Source organism: Rubrivivax benzoatilyticus JA2 = ATCC BAA-35 (assembly GCF_000190375.1).
GTDB classification, from domain to species: domain Bacteria; phylum Pseudomonadota; class Gammaproteobacteria; order Burkholderiales; family Burkholderiaceae_C; genus Rubrivivax; species Rubrivivax benzoatilyticus.
The window spans coordinates 40,512-59,546 of record NZ_AEWG01000040.1 but is presented as its reverse complement, the minus strand read 5'-3'; the positions used below and the strand labels follow the sequence as shown (position 1 = coordinate 59,546).

General features: G+C 69.1%; 19 protein-coding genes. 14 read left to right on the top strand and 5 right to left on the bottom strand.

What is annotated here, in order from left to right; translation table 11 throughout:
* Positions 1-5: 5 nt before the first annotated feature.
* Positions 6-362 (top strand): hypothetical protein, encoded by a 357-nt coding sequence (locus tag RBXJA2T_RS04250; protein WP_009856087.1) that lies wholly within the window; start codon positions 6-8, stop codon positions 360-362.
* Here the strand turns inward: RBXJA2T_RS04250 and RBXJA2T_RS04245 are convergent, their stop codons facing one another.
* The gene (locus tag RBXJA2T_RS04245; RefSeq protein WP_009856086.1) at positions 363-1,376 is read right to left on the bottom strand and encodes an adenosine deaminase; all 1,014 of its coding nucleotides are present in this window, start codon (positions 1,374-1,376) and stop codon (positions 363-365) included.
* Between the two features lie 202 nt (positions 1,377-1,578).
* On the opposite strand from RBXJA2T_RS04245, the gene urtA reads away from it, so the two are divergent.
* From urtA to RBXJA2T_RS04200, 9 genes are all read left to right on the top strand, one after another.
* A complete protein-coding gene (gene urtA, locus RBXJA2T_RS04240; protein ID WP_009856085.1) occupies positions 1,579-2,862 on the top strand; it encodes an urea ABC transporter substrate-binding protein in 1,284 nt (427 codons plus the stop codon).
* A 90-nt stretch (positions 2,863-2,952) separates the two neighbouring features.
* On the top strand, positions 2,953-4,524 hold the full coding sequence (urtB, locus tag RBXJA2T_RS04235) for an urea ABC transporter permease subunit UrtB (protein ID WP_009856084.1): 1,572 nt from the start codon (positions 2,953-2,955) through the stop codon (positions 4,522-4,524).
* 123 nt (positions 4,525-4,647) lie between these two features.
* Positions 4,648-5,706, top strand: a complete 1,059-nt coding sequence (gene urtC / locus RBXJA2T_RS04230; RefSeq protein WP_009856083.1) for an urea ABC transporter permease subunit UrtC — start codon at positions 4,648-4,650, stop codon at positions 5,704-5,706.
* The gene (gene urtD, locus RBXJA2T_RS04225) at positions 5,703-6,581 is read left to right on the top strand and encodes an urea ABC transporter ATP-binding protein UrtD (protein WP_009856082.1); all 879 of its coding nucleotides are present in this window, start codon (positions 5,703-5,705) and stop codon (positions 6,579-6,581) included. The genes urtC and urtD overlap by 4 nt, the downstream gene beginning before the upstream one ends.
* A 207-nt stretch (positions 6,582-6,788) precedes the next feature.
* The gene (gene urtE / locus RBXJA2T_RS04220; protein WP_009856081.1) at positions 6,789-7,481 is read left to right on the top strand and encodes an urea ABC transporter ATP-binding subunit UrtE; all 693 of its coding nucleotides are present in this window, start codon (positions 6,789-6,791) and stop codon (positions 7,479-7,481) included.
* A 53-nt stretch (positions 7,482-7,534) separates the two neighbouring features.
* On the top strand, positions 7,535-7,810 hold the full coding sequence (locus RBXJA2T_RS04215; RefSeq protein ID WP_009856080.1) for a ribbon-helix-helix domain-containing protein: 276 nt from the start codon (positions 7,535-7,537) through the stop codon (positions 7,808-7,810).
* Entirely contained in the window at positions 7,807-8,130 is a 324-nt protein-coding gene (locus RBXJA2T_RS04210) for a type II toxin-antitoxin system RelE/ParE family toxin (protein ID WP_009856079.1), read from the top strand. Before RBXJA2T_RS04215 ends, RBXJA2T_RS04210 begins: the two co-directional genes overlap by 4 nt.
* A gap of 15 nt (positions 8,131-8,145) precedes the next feature.
* A complete protein-coding gene (locus tag RBXJA2T_RS04205) occupies positions 8,146-8,907 on the top strand; it encodes a hypothetical protein (protein WP_009856078.1) in 762 nt (253 codons plus the stop codon).
* A gap of 151 nt (positions 8,908-9,058) precedes the next feature.
* Positions 9,059-10,156 carry an NAD(P)-dependent alcohol dehydrogenase gene (locus RBXJA2T_RS04200; RefSeq protein WP_009856077.1) on the top strand — a complete coding sequence of 366 codons (1,098 nt, stop codon included), beginning with the start codon at positions 9,059-9,061 and terminating at the stop codon, positions 10,154-10,156.
* 181 nt (positions 10,157-10,337) lie between these two features.
* On the opposite strand, the gene RBXJA2T_RS04195 is transcribed toward RBXJA2T_RS04200, so the two are convergent.
* Together RBXJA2T_RS04195 and RBXJA2T_RS04190 are read right to left on the bottom strand one after the other, a co-directional pair.
* The gene (locus RBXJA2T_RS04195; RefSeq protein WP_009856076.1) at positions 10,338-10,631 is read right to left on the bottom strand and encodes a YlcI/YnfO family protein; all 294 of its coding nucleotides are present in this window, start codon (positions 10,629-10,631) and stop codon (positions 10,338-10,340) included.
* 278 nt (positions 10,632-10,909) lie between these two features.
* Entirely contained in the window at positions 10,910-11,845 is a 936-nt protein-coding gene (locus RBXJA2T_RS04190; RefSeq protein WP_009856075.1) for a LysR family transcriptional regulator, read from the bottom strand.
* Between the two features lie 99 nt (positions 11,846-11,944).
* Between RBXJA2T_RS04190 and RBXJA2T_RS04185 the strand changes: the two genes are divergently transcribed.
* Both RBXJA2T_RS04185 and RBXJA2T_RS19720 read left to right on the top strand, forming a co-directional pair.
* On the top strand, positions 11,945-12,853 hold the full coding sequence (locus RBXJA2T_RS04185; protein WP_009856074.1) for a DMT family transporter: 909 nt from the start codon (positions 11,945-11,947) through the stop codon (positions 12,851-12,853).
* Positions 12,854-13,513: 660 nt separating this feature from the next.
* A complete protein-coding gene (locus RBXJA2T_RS19720; protein ID WP_081467588.1) occupies positions 13,514-14,326 on the top strand; it encodes an arginase family protein in 813 nt (270 codons plus the stop codon).
* A gap of 240 nt (positions 14,327-14,566) precedes the next feature.
* Here the strand turns inward: RBXJA2T_RS19720 and RBXJA2T_RS04180 are convergent, their stop codons facing one another.
* Positions 14,567-16,699 carry a TonB-dependent siderophore receptor gene (locus RBXJA2T_RS04180; protein WP_009856073.1) on the bottom strand — a complete coding sequence of 711 codons (2,133 nt, stop codon included), beginning with the start codon at positions 16,697-16,699 and terminating at the stop codon, positions 14,567-14,569.
* Between the two features lie 135 nt (positions 16,700-16,834).
* Here RBXJA2T_RS04180 and RBXJA2T_RS20510 point away from each other — a divergent pair, with 135 nt between their 5' ends.
* The gene (locus tag RBXJA2T_RS20510) at positions 16,835-17,011 is read left to right on the top strand and encodes a hypothetical protein (RefSeq protein WP_009856072.1); all 177 of its coding nucleotides are present in this window, start codon (positions 16,835-16,837) and stop codon (positions 17,009-17,011) included.
* Positions 17,008-18,159, top strand: coding sequence for a PepSY-associated TM helix domain-containing protein (locus RBXJA2T_RS04175; protein WP_009856071.1), 1,152 nt, complete (start codon positions 17,008-17,010; stop codon positions 18,157-18,159). The genes RBXJA2T_RS20510 and RBXJA2T_RS04175 overlap by 4 nt, the downstream gene beginning before the upstream one ends.
* A gap of 6 nt (positions 18,160-18,165) precedes the next feature.
* Here RBXJA2T_RS04175 and RBXJA2T_RS04170 read toward each other — a convergent pair whose 3' ends face one another.
* Entirely contained in the window at positions 18,166-18,999 is an 834-nt protein-coding gene (locus tag RBXJA2T_RS04170; protein ID WP_009856070.1) for an urease accessory protein UreD, read from the bottom strand.
* Positions 19,000-19,035: the final 36 nt, after the last annotated feature.

The following is a 19,035-nucleotide window of genomic DNA, read 5'->3' as shown; positions in this document are numbered from 1 at the left end:
GCGCCATGATCGCCTTCATCTGGATCGTCACCGCGCTGGGGCTGGCCTTGTGGTCGCTGGGCGCCTGGGGGCTGCACACGCTGCTGCAGGCCGATGCCGGCTGGATCGGCGACCTCGGCGAACTGATCGACCGCGTGCCCTACGCCGAGCTGATCGACCGCTGGTTCCCCGGCTGGCAGGCGCTGATGCACGCGCTGCTGGAGCTGACGCAGAGCACGCTGGGGCTGCTCGGCGCAGCGGCGCCGCTGATCGTCTGGTCGGCCTGGGCCGTCGGTGCGCTGGGGCTGGCACTGGTCGGCGGCTTCCTGACGCTGGTCGTCGTGCTGCTGCGCCGCGACGAACGCCGCCGCGCCGCGGCCTGATCAGGCGGCGGCGAAGACCGCGTCGAGCTCGCGCTTCCAGCGCGCCTTCTGCTCGGCCGGCACGAAGCTGGCCTCCAGGCTGTTGGCGGCCAGCGCATAGGCGGCGTCGCGGCCCAGCGCCGGATGGGCGTCGAAGACGGCGCGGTAGTTGTCCAGCAGGTAGCCGCCGAAGTAGGCCGGGTCGTCGCTGTTGACGGTGGCGCAGACCCCCGCGGCCAGCAGCTCGGGCAGGCGGTGCGCCGCCATGTCGGGGTAGACGCAGAGCTTCACGTTGGACAGCGGGCAGACCGTCAGCGGCACGCGCTCGGCAGCCAGCCGCGCGACGAGCGCCGGCTTGTCCAGGCAACGCACACCGTGGTCCACACGCTCGACCTTCAGCAGGTCCAGCGCCGTCTCGACGTATTCGGCCGGGCCTTCCTCGCCGGCGTGGGCGACGAGGTGCAGGCCGAGTTCGCGGCAGCGCGCGAACACCCGCGCGAACTTCTCCGGCGGGTGGCCGCGCTCGCTGCTGTCCAGGCCGATGCCGATGAACAGATGCCGATACGGCAGCGCCTGCTCCAGCGTCGCGAAGGCGTCTTCCTCGCTCAGGTGGCGCAGGAAACACAGGATCAGCGAGGCGCTGATGCCGAGTTCGGCGTGCGCGCGCTGGCAGGCGTGGTGCAGGCCGGTGATGACCGTCTCGATCGGCACGCCGCGTGCGGTGTGCGTCTGCGGGTCGAAGAACAGTTCGGCGTGCACCACGCCGTCGGCCGCGGCGCGCTCGAAGTAGGCCCAGGCCATCTCGAAGAAGTCGGCCTCCTTCAGCAGCACGCTGGCGCCGGCGTAATAGATGTCCAGGAAGCTCTGCAGGTCGGTGAAGGCATAGGCCGCCCGCAGCGCCTCGACGCTGGCGTAGGGCAGCGCGACACCGTTGCGCTCGGCCAGGCGGAAGATCAGTTCGGGCTCCAGCGTGCCTTCGATGTGCACGTGCAGCTCGGCCTTGGGCATCTTGCGCAGCAGGGCGGTGTGGGGCATGGCGCTTTCTCGTTCTTGCATCGGGCCGCGACTTTACGCCGTGGGGTCAGGTCTCGCCTTTTGCGGGTTGGGCGCGTGCTGGCGGCGAATGGCAAGACCTGACCCCGGCCGGATACGACATCTGTCGTATTGGCCGGGTCGGCCGGCGTTCGGACACTGCCCTCCAGTTCAACCGGCCGACCGGCCACCTGGAGGGGTTCACATGGCATCCGTCTCGCGCCGCAGCTTCGCGCTGCAATCGTTCGCCGCCGCGTCGCTCGCCGCGCTCGGCATCTCCACCGCCCACGCGGCCGACACGATCAAGGTCGGCGTGCTGCACTCGCTGTCGGGCACGATGGCGATCTCCGAGACGGTGCTGAAGGACACGATCCTGATGGCCATCGACGAGGTCAACGCCCGGGGTGGCGTGCTCGGCAAGAAGCTCGAGCCGGTAGTCGTCGACCCGGCGTCGAACTGGCCGCTGTTCGCCGAGAAGACGCGCCAGCTGATCAGCAAGGACAAGGTCTCGGTGATCTTCGGCTGCTGGACCAGCGTCTCGCGCAAGAGCGTGCTGCCGGTCGTCGAGGAACTCAACGGCCTGCTCTTCTACCCGGTGCAGTACGAAGGCGAGGAGCTGAGCAAGAACGTCTTCTACACCGGCGCCGCGCCCAACCAGCAGGCCATCCCGGCCGTCGAGTACCTGATGAGCAAGGACGGCGGCTCTGCCCGCCGCTTCGTGCTGCTGGGCACCGACTACGTCTACCCGCGCACGACGAACAAGATCCTGCGCGCCTTCCTCAAGAGCAAGGGCATCGCCGACGCCGACATCCTCGAGGAGTACACGCCGTTCGGCCATTCCGACTACCAGTCGATCATCGCCAAGATCAAGAAGTTCGCCGCCGAGGGCAAGAAGACCGCGGTGGTCTCGACGATCAACGGCGACTCCAACGTGCCGTTCTACAAGGAACTGGGCAACCAGGGTCTGAAGGCGACCGACGTGCCGGTGGTGGCGTTCTCGGTCGGTGAAGAGGAGCTGCGCGGCGTCGACACCAAGCCGCTGGTCGGCCACCTGGCGGCGTGGAACTACTTCATGTCGATCAAGAACCCGACCAACGCCGAGTTCATCAAGAAGTGGTCGGCCTACGCCAAGGCCAAGAACATCCCCGGCCACAAGGACAAGCCGCTGACCAACGACCCGATGGAGGCCAGCTACATCGGCTTCAACATGTGGGTGCAGGCGGTGGAGAAGGCCAAGAGCACCGACACCGACAAGGTGATCGCGGCGATGGCCGGCCAGACCTTCAAGGCGCCCAGCGGCATCGTGTCCAAGATGGACGAGAAGAACCACCACCTGCACAAGAGCGTGTTCATCGGCGAAGTCAAGGCCGACGGGCAGTTCAACGTGGTGTGGAAGACGCCGGGGCCGGTGAAGGCCCAGCCCTGGAGCCCGTATATCCCCGAGAACAAAGGCAAGAAGGACGAGCCCGTCGTCGCAGCGAAGCCCTGACGGAACCCGCCGCACGGGCTCCCTCCCCCTCTCCCGCTGGCGGGAGAGGGAGCCACGCCCCGCCCGCACCCTGACCCGGGTTCCCCGACGATGCTCCACCGACTCCTTCTCTGCCTGGCGCTGCTCGCGCCGCTGGCCGCCCAGGCGCTGACGCCCGAGCAGGCGGCGCGCATCGCCGCGGGCGACAGCGACGAGCGCATCGCGGCGCTCGCCGAGGCCGTCGCCGCCGGCGACCCGGCGCTCGCGCCCTTCGTGCAGGCCTTGCTCGACGACGCCGTCAAGGTGGCCGGCGGCAAGGCCTACGTCTTCGACGGCAGCGACACGCGCCTGGCCGGCACGGCCCAGGTCGTCGCCCTGCCCGACGACGCCGAGGACGTGGTCAACAACAACCGCATGCGCCGCGAGCTCGAAGCCGCGCTGGCCGGCCTGCGCCTGTTCTCCGCCGACCGCGCCGAACGCGCCGCGGCCATCGAGGCGCTGAAGGACGGCGTCGACGAGAGCCGCCTGCCGCTGCTGGAAAAAGCCGAGGCCGCCGAGCACGACGCGGCGCTGAAGTCGCGGCTGGCGATGCTGAAAGCCAGCGCACTGATCACCGCCGACGACCCGGCCAAACGCCTGGCCGCGGCGAGACTGCTGGCCGACAGCCCCGAGCCGGCGACACGCTCGCTGCTGCTGGAACGCCTGCAGGCCGAGACCGACCCCGGCGTCAAGGGCGCGCTGATCGCCTCGCTGGACCGCGTCGAATCGCGCCTGGCCTGGGGCGAGCGCCTGGGCGTCGTCTTCACCGGCATCAGCCTGGGCTCGATCCTGCTGCTGGCCGCACTCGGCCTGGCCATCACCTACGGCCTGATGGGCGTCATCAACATGGCGCACGGCGAGCTGATCATGATCGGCGCCTACGCCACCTACGTCGTGCAGGGCCTGTTCCGCACCTGGCTGCCGGGCGCCTTCGACTGGTACGTCGTCGCGGCGATCCCGGTCGCCTTCCTCGCCAGCGCGCTGGTCGGCGCGGTGCTCGAACGAAGCGTCATCCGCTTCCTCTACGGCCGGCCGCTGGAGACGCTGCTGGCCACCTGGGGCATCAGCCTGATCCTGATGCAGACCGTGCGCTCGATCTTCGGCGCGCAGAACGTCGGCGTCGAGAACCCGGCCTGGCTGTCGGGCGGCGTGCAGCTTCTGCCCAACCTGGTGCTGCCCTACAACCGCCTGGCGATCATCGTCTTCGCCGGTCTGGTGCTGGCCGGCGTCGCGCTGCTGATCGGCAAGACGCGGCTGGGCCTCTTCGTGCGCGGCGTGACGCAGAACCGGCGCATGGCCGCCTGCGTCGGCGTCGACACCGCGCGCATCGACACCTACGCCTTCTCGCTGGGCGCCGGCATCGCCGGGCTCGCCGGCTGCGCGCTCAGCCAGGTCGGCAACGTCGGCCCCGACCTGGGCCAGGGCTACATCGTCGACTCCTTCATGGTCGTCGTGCTCGGCGGCGTCGGCCAGCTCGCCGGCACGGTCTACGCCGGCCTCGGCCTGGGTGTGCTGAACAAGCTGCTCGAAGGCTGGCAGGGCGCCGTGCTGGCCAAGATCACCGTGCTCGTCTTCATCGTCGTGTTCATCCAGAAACGGCCGCAGGGCATCTTCGCCCTGAAGGGCCGCAGTGCGGAGGCTTGAGGAGATGGAACCGATGCAGGAACCCGCCCTCACCCCCGCCCTCTCCCGCCAGCGGGAGAGGGAGCCAAGCCCGCTCCGCCGGCATCGTCTTCCTCCCTCTCCCGCTTGCGGGAGAGGGTCGGGGTGAGGGCCGGTGTTCTCGCCGCCACCATCACCATCACCACCGTCGTGCCGCTGCTGAACCTCGCCGTGCCCGAGACCAGCGCGCTGCACCTCAGCGACTACGCCGTCAGCCTGCTCGGCAAGATCCTCTGCTACGCGATCTGCGCGCTGGCGATGGACCTGATCTGGGGCTACACCGGCATCCTGTCGCTGGGCCACGGGCTGTTCTTCGCGCTGGGCGGCTACGCGATGGGCATGTACCTGATGCGCCAGATCGGCCGCGACGGCCAGTACCGCAGCACGCTGCCCGACTTCATGGTCTTTCTCGACTGGAAGGAGCTGCCCTGGCACTGGGCCTTCAGCGACTCCTTCGTCTTCCAGATGGCGATGGTGGTGCTGGTGCCGGGGCTGCTGGCGCTGGTGTTCGGCTTCTTCGCCTTCCGCTCGCGCATCAAGGGCGTGTACTTCTCGATCATCACGCAGGCGCTGACCTTCGCCGCGATGCTGCTGTTCTTCCGCAACGAGACCGGCTTCGGCGGCAACAACGGCTTCACCGACTTCAAGCGCATCCTCGAGCTGCCGATCGCCACCTCGGGCATGCGGGTCGCGCTGTGCGTCATCAGCGGCCTGGTGCTGATCGGCTTCTTCGTGATGGCGCGTGCCATCGTCACCAGCAAGTACGGGCGTGTGCTGCAGGCCATCCGCGACGCCGAGAGCCGGGTGATGTTCACCGGCTACAACCCGCTGGCCTACAAGCTGAGCATCTGGACGCTGTCGGCGGTGATGTGCGGCGTGGCCGGCGCCTTGTACGTGCCGCAGGTCGGCATCATCAACCCCGGCGAGATGAGCCCGGCGGCGTCGATCGAAATCGCGATCTGGACGGCCGTCGGCGGCCGCGCGACGCTCGTCGGCCCGATCGTCGGCGCCTTCTTCGTCAACGGCGCCAAGAGCTGGTTCACCGTCGCCTTCCCCGAGTTCTGGCTGTTCTTCCTGGGCGCGCTGTTCATCGCGGTGACGCTGTTCCTGCCCGACGGGCTGGTGGGCCTGCTCAAACGCCGCAAGAAGGAGACCCGCCGATGACCCCGGACCTGATGGCCGCCGGCGCCGAGCGCCTGGCGCGGCTGCAAGCACGCGAGGCCGAACGCGGCGGCTCGGGCGGGCGCAGCGCCGCCTACGGCCGCGTCGCCGGCGCCGAGGCCGACTTCGCGCACGGCGTCGCGCTCTACGTCGAGGACGTCAGCGTCAGCTTCGACGGCTTCAAGGCGCTCAAGGCCCTGAGCCTGACGATCGACGTCGGCGAGCTGCGCTGCATCATCGGCCCCAACGGCGCCGGCAAGACGACGATGATGGACTGCATCACCGGCAAGACGCGCCCCGACAGCGGCCGCGTCAGCTTCGGCAGCAACATCGACCTGCTGCGCCTGTCCGAGGCCGAGATCGCCCAGGCCGGCGTCGGCCGCAAGTTCCAGAAGCCGACGGTCTACGAGGAGCTCTCGGTCTTCGAGAACCTGGAGCTGGCGCTGAAGGCCGACCGCGGCGTGCGCTCGGCGCTGTTCTGGCGCCTGAACGGCGAGCAGCGCGACCGCATCGCCGAGGTGCTGGCGCTGATCCACCTGCAGCACGAGCTGCAGCGCACCGCCGGCCTGCTGAGCCACGGCCAGAAGCAGTGGCTGGAGATCGGCATGCTGCTGATGCAGGACCCGAAGCTGCTGCTGCTGGACGAGCCGGTGGCCGGCATGACCGACGAGGAGACCGAACGCACCGCCGAACTCTTCCTGAGCCTGGAAGGCCAGCACAGCCTGGTCGTCGTCGAGCACGACATGAAGTTCGTCGAGCAGCTGACCGAAGGCCGCAAGACCGTCACCGTGCTGCACGAGGGCCGGGTGCTGGCCGAGGGCCGGCTGGCCGAGGTCCAGAACAACCCGGAAGTGGTCGATGTCTACCTCGGCCGCTGAGAGCGCTGCGCTGGCTGGCAGGCAGGGGTCAGGTCTCGCAAGACCTGACCCCGTCTTCGGTCTTCGACGCTGGCTGGGGCTGCTGGGGTCAGGTCTCACAAGACCTGACCCCGTCTTTCCGTCTTTCGGTCTCGCAACGCTGGCTGGGGTCAGGTCTCGCAAGACCTGACCCCGTCCTGCCCCCGTCTTCACACACCTGACTCCAAGATGCTCCAAGTCGACGGACTGAACCAGTACTACGGCGGCAGCCACATCCTGCGCAACGTCGGCTTCGAGGCCAAGGTCGGCGAGGTGACGGTCGTGCTGGGCCGCAACGGCGTCGGCAAGACGACGCTGCTCAAGAGCCTGATGGGCGTGGTGCCGGTGAAGACCGGCACGGTGACGCTGGACGGCGCCGACCTGACGAAGGCCACGAGCTACGAGCGTGTGCGCCGCGGCGTCGGCTACGTGCCGCAGGGGCGCGAGATCTTCGGCCGCCTGACGGTCGAGGAGAACCTGCGCATGGGCCTGGCGACGAAACCCGCCGGCACCGAGATCCCGGCCGAGCTCTTCGAGCTGTTCCCGGTCTTGAAGCAGATGCTCGCGCGCCGCGGCGGCGACCTGTCGGGCGGGCAGCAGCAGCAACTGGCGATCGCCCGTGCGCTGGCAGCCGGCCCCAAGCTGCTGATGCTCGACGAGCCCACCGAGGGCATCCAGCCCAGCATCATCAAGGACATCGGCCGCGTCATCCGCATGCTGGCCGACCGCAAGACGATGGCCATCGTGCTCGTCGAGCAGTACTACGACTTCGCCGAGGAACTGGCCGACCAGTACCTGGTGATGGAACGCGGCGAGATCGTCGCCCGCGGCCGCGGCGCCGACATGCAGGCCGACGGCGTGCGCCAGCGCATGTCGATCTGAGCGCCGGGCCGGCGGGCGGCGTAGGATTCAGTCCCACGCCACCGGAGACCGCCATGCGTTCGACCCAGCAGTTCAGCATCACGCTGCCGCACGAGATGGCCGACGCGGTGCGCGCCAAGGTCGCCTCGGGCCAGTACGCGACCGAGAGCGAAGTCATCCGCGACGGCCTGCGCGTGCTGCTGGCGCGCGACTCGGCGGTGGAGAAGTGGCTGCGCGAGGACGTGGCCGCGGCCTACGACGCGCTCGAGGCAGATCCGACGCGTGCGGTCAGCGTCGAAGAAGTCAGGGCCCATCTGGCCGCGCTGCACGCCGCCTCGAACGAACCATGATCCGCTACACCGTCGTCTTCTCGCACGAAGCGCGACGGCAGTTGGGGGAGCTGCAACGCTACCTCGCCCGAGAGGCTTCACCGGTCGTGGCCTCGCGCTACACCGCCGCCGTCGTCGACACCTGCGTCATGCTGTCGTCGTTTCCACATCGCGGAACACCACGACCCGAGATTCGGGCGGAGTTGCGGACGACACACCACAAGGGACGCACCACGATCGCCTATCGCATCGCGGAGGATCGAAAGGAAGTGGTCGTGCTCGGGATATTTCACGGCGGTCAGGACTTCGAGTCCGCGCTGAACGAAGGTCCGGATATCTGACTCGTGCGCCGATCCATGAGCCCTTCAGAAGCCCTGCTCACCCGCCTCGACACCATCGCCCGCTCGCTTGCCGCCAGCGGCCAGGCGCTGGCCCTGATCGGACTGGGCTCGGTGGGCCGCGAGACGGCGCGGCTGGACGCCTGGTCCGACCTGGACTTCTTCGCCATCGTCGAGCCCTGCGCCAAGGCGCGTTACCTCGACCACCTGGACTGGCTGGACGCCGCGCACCCGCTGGCCTGGCACTTCCGCAACACCGCAGACGGCCACAAGGCGCTGATGGCCGACGGCGTGTTCTGCGAGTTCGCGGTCTTCGAGCCGCAGGAGCTGGCCGCCATCCCGTTCGCGCCCGGCCGCCTGGTCTGGGCGCGTGACGGCGTCGACCCGGCGATCGTCGAGCCCCGCCGCCCGCTGCCGGCCGCCACGCTGCCCGACGAGACCTGGATCGTCGGCGAGGCGCTGTCCAACCTGCTCGTCGGCCTGCAGCGCTGGCAGCGCGGCGAAAAACTCAGCGCGATGCGCCTGGTGCAGGGCCACGCGCTGGACCGCCTGATCGAGCTGGACACGCTGCGCGCCGCCCCGGCGCCGGGTGACCCGTTCAACCGGGAGCGCCGGCTCGAAGCCCGCCAGGCCACGCTGGCTGCCGAGCTGCCGGCGCTGGCGCCCGGCTACACGCAGACGCCGGCCGCCGCGCTGGCGCTGCTGGCCGCGCTGGAGCGCCGCGGCGCGCTGCTGAACGGCGCCGTGGTGGCCCGCATCCACGCGCTGGCCGACGGCTGACGGCCCCACCCCGCCCACGCTTGCCGGCTTGACGGCCCCCCGGGGCGCGCGCGATCATGCGCCGCACGGGTGCGGCGCACCGCGCCCGGCCGGCGCCGGCGCACCCGCGGCGCATTCCGACAGACACACCCCCACGCTGAAGGAGAACCGCATGGCACGCACGATGAAAGCCGCCGTCTTCGTCGAGAAGGGCCGCATCGAACTGCGCGAGAAGCCGATCCCTGAGGTCGGCCCCAACGACGCGCTCGTCCGCATCACGACGACGACGATCTGCGGCACCGACGTCCACATCCTGAAGGGCGAATACCCGGTGGCGCCGGGCCTGACGGTGGGCCACGAGCCGGTGGGCGTGATCGAGAAGCTGGGCTCGGCGGTCGTCGGCTACCAGGAAGGCCAGCGTGTGATCGCCGGCGCGATCTGCCCCAACTTCAACAGCTATGCCGCGATGGACGGCAAGCCCAGCCAGGACGGCAGCTACCTGATCCCGTCGGGCCGCTGCGGCTGCCACGGCTACAAGGCGACGGCCGGCTGGCGCTTCGGCAACCTGATCGACGGCACGCAGGCCGAGTACGTGCTGGTGCCCGACGCCCAGGCCAACCTGGCGCCGGTGCCCGACGGCCTGAGCGACGAGCAGGTGCTGATGTGTCCGGACATCATGTCCACCGGCTTTGCCGGCGCCGAGAACGCCGGCATCCGCCTGGGCGACACGGTGGTCGTCTTCGCCCAGGGCCCGATCGGCCTGTGCGCGACGGCCGGCGCGCGGCTGATGGGCGCCACCACGGTGATCGGCGTCGACGGCAACGACCACCGGCTGGAAGTGGCCCGCCAGATGGGCGCCGACGTGACGCTGAACTTCAAGCGCTGCGACGTCGTGGCCGAGGTGATGAAGCTGACCGGCGGCCGCGGTGCCGACGCCGCGATCGAGGCGCTGGGCACGCAGCAGACCTTCGAGGGCGCACTGCGGGTGCTGAAGCCCGGCGGCACGCTGTCCAGCCTGGGCGTGTACTCCGAAGACCTGCGCATCCCGCTGGCGGCGTTTGCCGCCGGGCTGGGCGACCACACGATCAAGACCGCGCTGTGCCCCGGCGGCAAGGAACGCATGCGCCGGCTGATGAACGTCATCGAGGCCGAGCGGCTGGACCTGTCGCCGATGGTGACGCACCACTACCCGCTCGACGACATCGTCGCGGCGTACGAGCTGTTCTCGCATCAGCGGGATGGGGTGTTGAAGGTGGCGTTGAAGCCTTGAGCCTGGCCGCCGGGCGGCGCGCCTGGCGTGTCGCGCCGCTAGCAGGGTGGCAGCCCGGGCAGGTTGCCCGGGGCATCACGACGATCCTGGCGGGCTGACCAGGAAGCGGTGCGCCCGAGCAGATGGTCGTCAAGACGCCCGGGCTCGTCCTTCGCGCTGTGCTTGATTGCGGCCCGAAAGCTCAGGTCGAAGCGGGGCGGCACTTGCCTCGCAACTGCGCACGCCGGGCCTCCAGCTTGGCCTGAAGCTCGGCGTGGACCTCGTCGACCGGGTAGCTGACGCCGGTGCTTCGGTAATCGACCCATGCCGCATCCGCGCGGGCCGAAAGCTCTTTCTGGGCGAGGCGGTGCTGCACCGCGCTGCGCACGCTGGCCTCGGTGAACCCGGCCAAGGTCTCACCTTCGCTAAGCACCGATTCGAGATCCGCGCGCAGCTGGGGATCCACGTGCACCGGGGGAAGGATGGCGCTCTTCATGCGGCCAGCGTGTTGCACAGGCGTTGCAGCGTCAAGGTCTTCGGGGGCTTGTCCTGATGGCGGCCATGGCCGCAAAGCTGGGAGGCCACACGATCAAGACCGCGCCGTGCCCCGGCGGCAGCGAACGCATGCGCCGGCTGATGAACGTCATCGGGGCTGGACCTGGGGACGATGATGGGACGTCGGCATCGGCGCGTAGCGCCCCGCCCCCCACCCGCCGGCAGCTCCGGCTTCGGCGGGTGGGGGGCGGGGCGCTCGGCGAGGCTTGTGGGTCGCCGTCAATCGGCTGCGGTTCGCCAGTTCGGCGTGTCGCCGGACCAGCGCTCGCGCACGAAGTCGACGAAGCAGCGGACCTTGGGCGACTTGTGCGCGCCGGGCAGATGCAGCGCGTACAGGCTGCTGCCCAGGTTGCCGTGGGCCTGGTGGTCAGCGAGCACGCGGATCAGGCGGCCCGCGGCCAGATCGTCGTCGACGGCGAAGCGCGGCAGCAGCGCGAAGCCCAGGCCGCGCACGGCCAGGTCGCGCACCGCCTCGCTGCTGTTGACCGAGACGCGTGTCGTCACCGGCACTTCCTGCGTTGCCGCGCCCTGCGTGAAGCGCCACCGCGCGCTGCGGCTCTTGAAGCCGTAGAACAGGCAAGGCCGGTCGCGCAGATCGGCCGGCGTGGTGACGCCCGCGCCGTGCGCCAGCCCGGGGCTGGCGACGACGGCGTAGTCGATGGCGCACAGGCGCTGCGCCACGAGCGGGTCGGGCGGCGTGTCGCACAGCCGCAGCAGCACGTCGACGCCCTCTTCCATCGGGTCGACGTGGCGGTCCAGCAGGCAGAGCTGCAGTTCCACATCGGGGTATCGCTGCAGGAACGCCGGCACCAGCGGGACGAGGTGGCGCGTGCCGAAAGCCACCGAGGCGCTGACGGTCAGCACGCCGCGTGGCTGGCTGCGCAGCGACACCGCATCGGCCTGGGTCTGTTCCAGCTCCTGCAGCAGCCGCTGCGCACGTTCGTAGACCTGCGCGCCGGCTTCGGTGAGCACCAGGCGCCGGGTGCTGCGGTGCATCAGCCGCGTGTCCAGCAAGTCCTCCAGCGCGCGCAGCTGGCGGCTGACGGCGCCCTTGTCCAGCCCGAGGCTGGCGGCCGCGCCCGAGATGCTGCCCTGCGCCGCGATGTGCGCGAAGGTGATCATCAGCTTGGCTTGCTGGACGGGGGAGTGGGCCATGTTGTCCTGCAGTCAACGATTATTTGCCGATTAGACCGCTACCGCCGCATTGGCAGTGTTTCAACAATGGTGGCCTCTCTCCCTATCGAAGGAGCCGCCATGACCACCACCGCCGCCCCGCTCGCCGCCGCGCCTGGCGCCACCGCCCCGACGACGCCGCTGCTCTGGCCGGCGGTCTTCATCCTGATGTGGAGCACTGGCTACGTGGCCGGCAAGCTGGGCCTGCCGTACGCCGGCCCGTTCACGCTGCTGTTCCTGCGTTTCGGCGTCGCCGCCGCCGTGCTGCTGGCCGTGGCGCTGGTGACGCGCGCGCCCTGGCCGCGCACGGCGCGGCAGTGGCTGCACGTCGTCGTCGTCGGCCTGCTGATCCAGGCGCTGCAGTTCTCCGGCCTGTACGCCGGGCTAGCGCTAGGCGTGTCGGCCGGGGTGTCGGCGGTAATCGTCGGGCTGATGCCGGTCTGCACCGCGCTCGGCGCGGTCGTCTTCCTTGGCGAGCGCATCGGCCTGCGGCAGGTCATCGGCCTGACGCTGGGGCTGGCCGGCGTGGCGCTGGTCGTTGCGCACAAGCTGGGCGGCGGTGGCGGCGGCGTGGCCGGCCATCTGGCCGTGGGCCTGGCGCTGCTGGGCATCACCGCCGGCACGCTGTACCAGAAGAAGTTCTGCGCCGGCATGGACTTGCGCAGCGGCGGCGCGATCCAGCTCGGTGCGTCGACGCTGGTCGTCGGCGCGCTGGGCGCCTGGCACGAAGGGCTGGCGCTGCAGTGGACGCCGGCGCTGGTCGGCGCGTCGCTGTGGCTCAGCCTGGTGAACTCGATCGGCGCCGTCAGCGTGATGTTCCTGCTGCTGCGCCGCGGCGAGGCCAGCCGGGTGGCGAGCCTGTTCTATCTGATCCCGGCGGTGACGGCCGTCATGGGCTATGCGGTGCTCGGGGAGACGCTGACGGGGTGGCAGTGGGTGGGGGTCGCGGTTTCGGCAGCAGGGGTGTATCTGGCGACGAGGCGGGGGTGAGGCGGCTGCTCGATCTGACGTTGTCAGAGTGGTGCACCGACGTCGGCGCGTAGCGCCCCGCCCCCACCCACCGGCGGCTTCGGCTTCGACGGTCGGCCCTGAAAGCCGACTGCGCTGCTCGCCGCTGAAAAGTCGCTGCCGATGGGTGGGGGCGCTTGCGACGGCAGTGGAACGGCGCCCATAGACGCCGTTCGGCGCCTACAGCCTATATCTGCAACGCAGCGGGCGCAGCCCTCGCGGAAGGAGGCTGCTGGCTGACCGCTGTCGGCCAGGAGCGAAGTTCACAAGCGTCAGGCCACTGGTGGTGGCGGCAGCTGCCAAAGCGGCATAGAGGCACCACAAAAGCGCGCAGCGCGAACGACATATTGGCAGAAAGCTTCCACCCTTCTACCGAAGGGCGACCCAAATAGCGCTTCCCACAAATCGCGCAGCGCGATCAAATTTAAACCGCAAAACCCAGACCAAGAGATCAACAGCAGCAAACGCCTACTTAAACACAAATATTATTTGCACCACACCCAAACCAATCACAACCAAGATTCGTCAGCACCATAGCTCCGCCTCCGCCAGCAAACACCCCTTGACACCAAAACAGCATTGAAATTTTATCGCCTTTAGCACAACAAAATACCAACCCCACCCAAAGGAACGCAATATTTCATGAGATTCGAACTCACCCTTTTCCAAGGTCGCGCAGGCGACCACAACGATCTCGCCATGGCTGGTGCACGTTCTCTTGCCATAGCAATGCAAACCCTTCTTAAAGGCGAACTGGCGGTTATCGGAACACCAAAGCCTGCCTTGAACATGAACTGGGACGTCGAGCTTGAATCGGCACGATCAGAACTCGCCCAGTTACAGGCCCGCATCAACGACATCTACGCCCGGGGATGGCGGCCGCTCTCGGCAACCAGCCGTTGCGCGGCGTCGATCGCAACGCTCCCTGCCGTGGTGCGTCATCATCCAGATGCTTGTGTGGTTTGGTTTGATGCGCACGCGGACCTCAACACCCCGCTGTCCACGACGAGTGGCTACCTTGGAGGTCTGGCGCTATCGGCCTCCCTCGGACTGTGGGAGTCCGGCTTTGGCAACGGCCTGTCCTTCGGGAACGTTGTGCTGATCGGCCAACGCGACATGGATCCCTTCGAGTTGGAGGTCATGCGAGATCATAATATCAAGCATATTCCACCTAACGCTTCGATCACCGAAGTACTTCGAGAAGCCATCGATGGACGCTCGGTTTATGTTCACTTAGACTGCGACGTCCTTGATCCAGGCATCGTGCCAACAGATTACATTCACGATGGCGGCCTCTCGCTGAATGATCTGAGAGAAGCCATGATTGTCATTGGCGAGCACTCGGTCATTGGCATTGAGGTGGCAGAGTTCCAGGACGCGTGGGCACCTGGCGGAGGGCCTGTCTCGCCATCACCGTTGCTTGAGGCATTGCTTCCAGCGATTTTCAGTCGCTGAGCTACACGGTGTGACGAAACGCAACAGTGAGGAGCAACATCACCTGTGGCTTTGACACTTGAACGAGAGATTCCAAGGGCTACCAGGGATCTACAGTAGAAAGGGAACGGACAAACATAGGCGCGACCAGGGGACGTCGTGTTATGCGGGCAACCGGACTTGTTTTCCCTCATTTCGCCACGCCCCCGAAACTTGATTTTTGTTTTGTCCGCCGCTAGGTGGCGGACCGCGGGAACGCACTCACAGCTTGTAGTTCACCGTCACCGACACCTCCCGCGGCGCGCCGTAGATCGCGCCGTAGGACAGGCCGCCGATGTACTTCTTGTCGGTGACGTTGTCGACGTTCAGGCGCACGGTGGTGCGCTGCGTCAGCTCGTAGGCGGCGAAGGCGTTGGCCAGCAGGTACGAGCCCTGGTGCACGGTCGCGGCGCCGTTGCTGACGTCGGACTGCCAGCGCCCGCCCAGGCCCAGGCGCAGCTGCGGCGCCACGCGCGTGTCGAAGCGGAAGTTCACGGTGCTGCGCGGCACCCACAGGCTGGTGTCGTGGCCGTCCGGGCCGGTCAGCTTGAGCCGGGTGAAGCCCAGCGTCAGGCGGGTGTCGGTGCCCACGCGGCCGGTGGCCTCGGCCTCGAAGCCGCGCGACTTGACGTCCCTGGGCACGTACCAGCCCTTGTTCGTCACCGGGCTGTTGGTCGGCATCGCCGTCGCCAGGCCCTTCTGCTCGGCGGTGAAGACGGCGAAGGTGGTCAGCAGCTTGCGGTCCAGCCACTCGGCCTTGACGCCGGCCTCGGTGTTGACGCCCTTCATCGGGTCCAGGTAGTTGCCGTAGTAATCGGCCTGGTCCTGGTTCTGGAAGATGGTGGAGTACGACACGTAGCCCAGCACGTCGGGCGTCAGGTCGTAGGTCAGGCCGGCGTAGGGGCTGGTCTCGGTGGTGTCCGGGTAGCTCACGCCGACGGCACCGGTGTTGCCGTAGCGGTTGGCGCCCGAGCGCTGCAGCTTGATCGCGTTGACGCCGACGATGGCCTTCAGCCGCTCGGTCAGCGCCAGCCGCGACGCGGCGTACAGGCGCGTCAGCGTCTGCTCGCCGTCACGCTTGTCCTGCACCCCCAGCCACTCGGGCTCCGGATAGACGCCGTCGCCGTACGGGAAGGCCGGGAACGGCAGGTACAGGTAGGCGGGGTCGAAGCCCTGGGTGAGGGTCTCCGTCTCCTGGCGCGAGCGGCTCACGCCGGCGATCAGGCTGTGGCGGCGGCCGAAGGCGTCGAACTCGCCGCTGAGGTTCAGGTCGAACAGGTGGTTCGTCGTCTCGACGTCGGCAAAGTACGGCCAGCCGACGAGGCCAGTGTTGTCGGCGTTCAGGCCGGCGCCCCGCACGAAGGCGTACAGCAGCTTGGCCTGCTCGGTGCTGCGGCGGTAGTTGTAGGTGGCCTTCAGCTCCCAGTCGGGCGACAGCTCGTGGCGGTACTCGACGAAGGCGTTGTTGGTGCGCTTGTCCCAGTAGGTCCACTCCTGCGAGGTCGACGACGAGCGGTCGAACTCGGCCTGGCCGCCGCCGGCGTAGTTCAGCGTCAGCGAGCCCCACATCGGCGAGTCCTGGTCCGAACGCTGGTGGCTGAAGCCGAAGGTCAGCATGCCGTGCTCGCCGACCTGGCCGTCGACGACGCCGTAGACGCTGCTGCGCAGGTCCTGCAGGCCGCGCAGGAAGGAGTCCTCGTCCTCGCGCGCGACGACCAGGCGGCCGGCCCACGAGCCGTCCTCGGTGAGCACCTTGTTGTAGTCCAGCGCCAGGCGGTGGCTGCCGTACGGGCCCCAGGTGACGTTGGCCTCGCCGCCGTCCTCGTTGGTGGGGCGCTTGCGCACGTAGTTGATGGTGCCCGAGGCGTTGCCGACGCCGGTCAGCAGGCCGTTGGCGCCGCGGATCAGCTCGATGCGCTCGAACAGGTAGCTGTCCTGCTGGCCGACGACGGTGCCCCAGTCGTTGCTCATGCCGACGCCGTCGATCTGCGTCAGCTGGATCTCGAAGCCGCGCGAGTTGTAGGCGGCGCGGTTGGTCTCGTACTGCTCGACGTTGATGCCGGTGCCCAGGCGCAGCGCTTCGTTGCTGCCGGTGACGCCGAAGTCCTCGATGTCCTGGCGGTCGACGGTGCTGATGGTCTGCGGCGTGTCCTTGATCTCCATCGGCAGGCCGGTGGCGCCCTTGGACACACGTTTGGCGCGCTTGGCGGTGACGAGGATCTTCTCGGCGCCGTCGTCGGCCGCGGCGGTGGTGGAGGTCGCGGCCGGGGCATCGGCCTGGGCTTGTGCCTGCGCCTGGGCGGCCAGCGTGCACACGGCGAGCGCGCAGGCGCTCAGGATCAGTTTGCGGGTCATGCGGGTCTTGGGGGTGGTGATCGGGCCGGCGCCGAGCCTGTCGGTCGGGCGGCGTCCTTCCTGCGGATGATAACGTTTCTCGTTTCCATTAACATCCGCAAACCGTCCTGTCGTATCGGCCACACGAAAGACCGCATGTCGCCTGAACTCCGCCGCCTCTGGGCCTGGCCGCTGGCCCTGGGCCTGCTCACCACCTCGGGCCTGCTGAGCGCGCTCGTCTCCGACGGCTGGGGCGACGCCTGGGCCTGGTTCGCGCTCGCGGTGCCGGTGGCCGTGGGCGGCTGGTTCTCGCTGGCGCGGGGGGCACGATGAAGGCCCGATCGCTGCGCGCCTGGAGCGCGGTGCACACCTGGACCAGCCTGGTCAGCACGCTGTTCATGCTGCTGCTGTGCCTGACCGGGCTGCCGCTGATCTTCCACCACGAGATCGAGCACCTGGCGGGCGACGAGGTCGAGCTGCCGGTGCTGGCCGCACCGCAGGCCGCGCGGCCGCTGGACGAGCTGATGGCCTCGGCGCGCGCGCGGTACCCGCAGCGTGTCGTGCAGTACGCCGCCCCCGACGAGGAAGAGCCGGCCATCTGGCACTTCACGCTGACGCCGACGCCGGCGCCCACCGACGACTACAAGTCGATCGCCGTCGACGCGCGCACGGCCGAGGTGCTGCGCGACGCGAAGACCGGCGAGGGCTTCATGTACTGGATGCAGCGCCTGCACATCGACCTGTTCGCCGGCCTGCCGGGCATGCTGTTCCTGGGTTTCATGGGGCTGCTGATGGTCGTGGCCATCGTCTCGGGCGTGGTGCTGTACGCGCCGTTCATGCGCCGGCTGGACTTCGGCACCGTGCGCCGCGAGCGCTCGCCGCGGCTGAAGTGGCTGGACCTGCACAACCTGCTGGGCATCGTGACGCTGGTCTGGGCCACGGTCGTCGGCTTCACCGGCGTCATCAACACCTGGGCCGACCCGCTGGTGAAGTACTGGCAGTACTCGCAGCTGAGCGCGCTGCTGGCGCCCTACGCCGGCCAGCCGCTGGTGCCCGAGGCCGAACGCGCCCCGGTGCAGAAGGCGCTGAATGCGGCGCTGGCGCACACGCCGGGCCAGCAGGTGTCCTTCCTCGCCTTCCCGGGCACGGCCTACTCCAGCCCGCACCACGTCACCGTCTTCCTGCGTGGCGACACGCCGCTGACGTCCAAGCTGCTGAAGCCGGTGCTGGTCGACGCGCGCACGGCCACCGTCACGGCGTCACCCGCGCTGCCCTGGTACCTGACGGCGCTGCTGATCTCGCAGCCGCTGCACTTCGGCGACTACGCCGGCATGCCGATGAAGATCCTCTGGGCGCTGCTCGACGTCGCGACCATCGTCGTGCTCGGCAGCGGGCTGTACCTGTGGCTCAAGCGCCGCGCGACACGCACGCGCGAAGCCGCGGTCGGCGAGACCGAGGACGGCGTTCCGGCGCTGACTTGAGACGCCTCAGGTCCGCCAGATGCGCGGCGGGTTGGGCGCCAGGCCCCAGAGCACCTGCCGCCAGGCGGCGCGCAGCTTGACGGCCAGCGCCATCGCCGGCTCGACACGGTCGGCCAGCACACGCGCCACGACCACCGGCGCGTGCGGCGACGTGACGCCGGCGGTGGCGGCCAGCGCATCGGCGTCGATGACCTCGCGCGCGGCCTCGACCAGCGCCGTGCGCCGCGCGGCGTCGAAACCGACGCCACCGGCAGCGCAGAACAGCGTGCCCAGCACACGGTGGCCGGCGAAGCCGCAGGGGCCGTCGAGCAGCACGCGGTCGTCGCCGGCCACGATGCCGGCATCCAGCCAGACACCTGGCAGCTCGCAACGCTGGGCGTAGCGCCCGGCGTCGAAGGCTTCGCCAGCCGCGGGCAGGCCCAGCGCCAGCAGATCCCAGGCGATGGCCTCGGCGCCCGGCGCCAGGCGCAGGCTCAGGGCGTTGTCGGCCAGGCAGGCGCGGTGGGCGATGGTCTCCATCGGCAGCCATTCCAGGCGCGCGCCGGCGGCGACGTCGAAGCTCACGCGCTGGCGCGCGGTCTCGCCGGCGCTGCGGTAGAAGCGTGTCGCGCCGGGGGTCGTCAGCACGGCGTGCGTGCCTTCGGCCAGCGTCGCGTCGAGCTCCAGCACGTCGCCACCGACGATGCCGCCGGGCGGATGCACCAGCACGTGGTGGCAGATGCCGGGGCCTTCGGGGTACAGCCGCTGCAGCACACGCAGCGGGCCGTGGTGACGGTCCAGCGCGATGCAGCGCTCGCCGTCGCGGCGGTAGTCGATGCGGAGGTGGCCGTGCCAGCCCATGCGAGGCGGGCACGCACGCGGCGCCCGAGAGTGAGT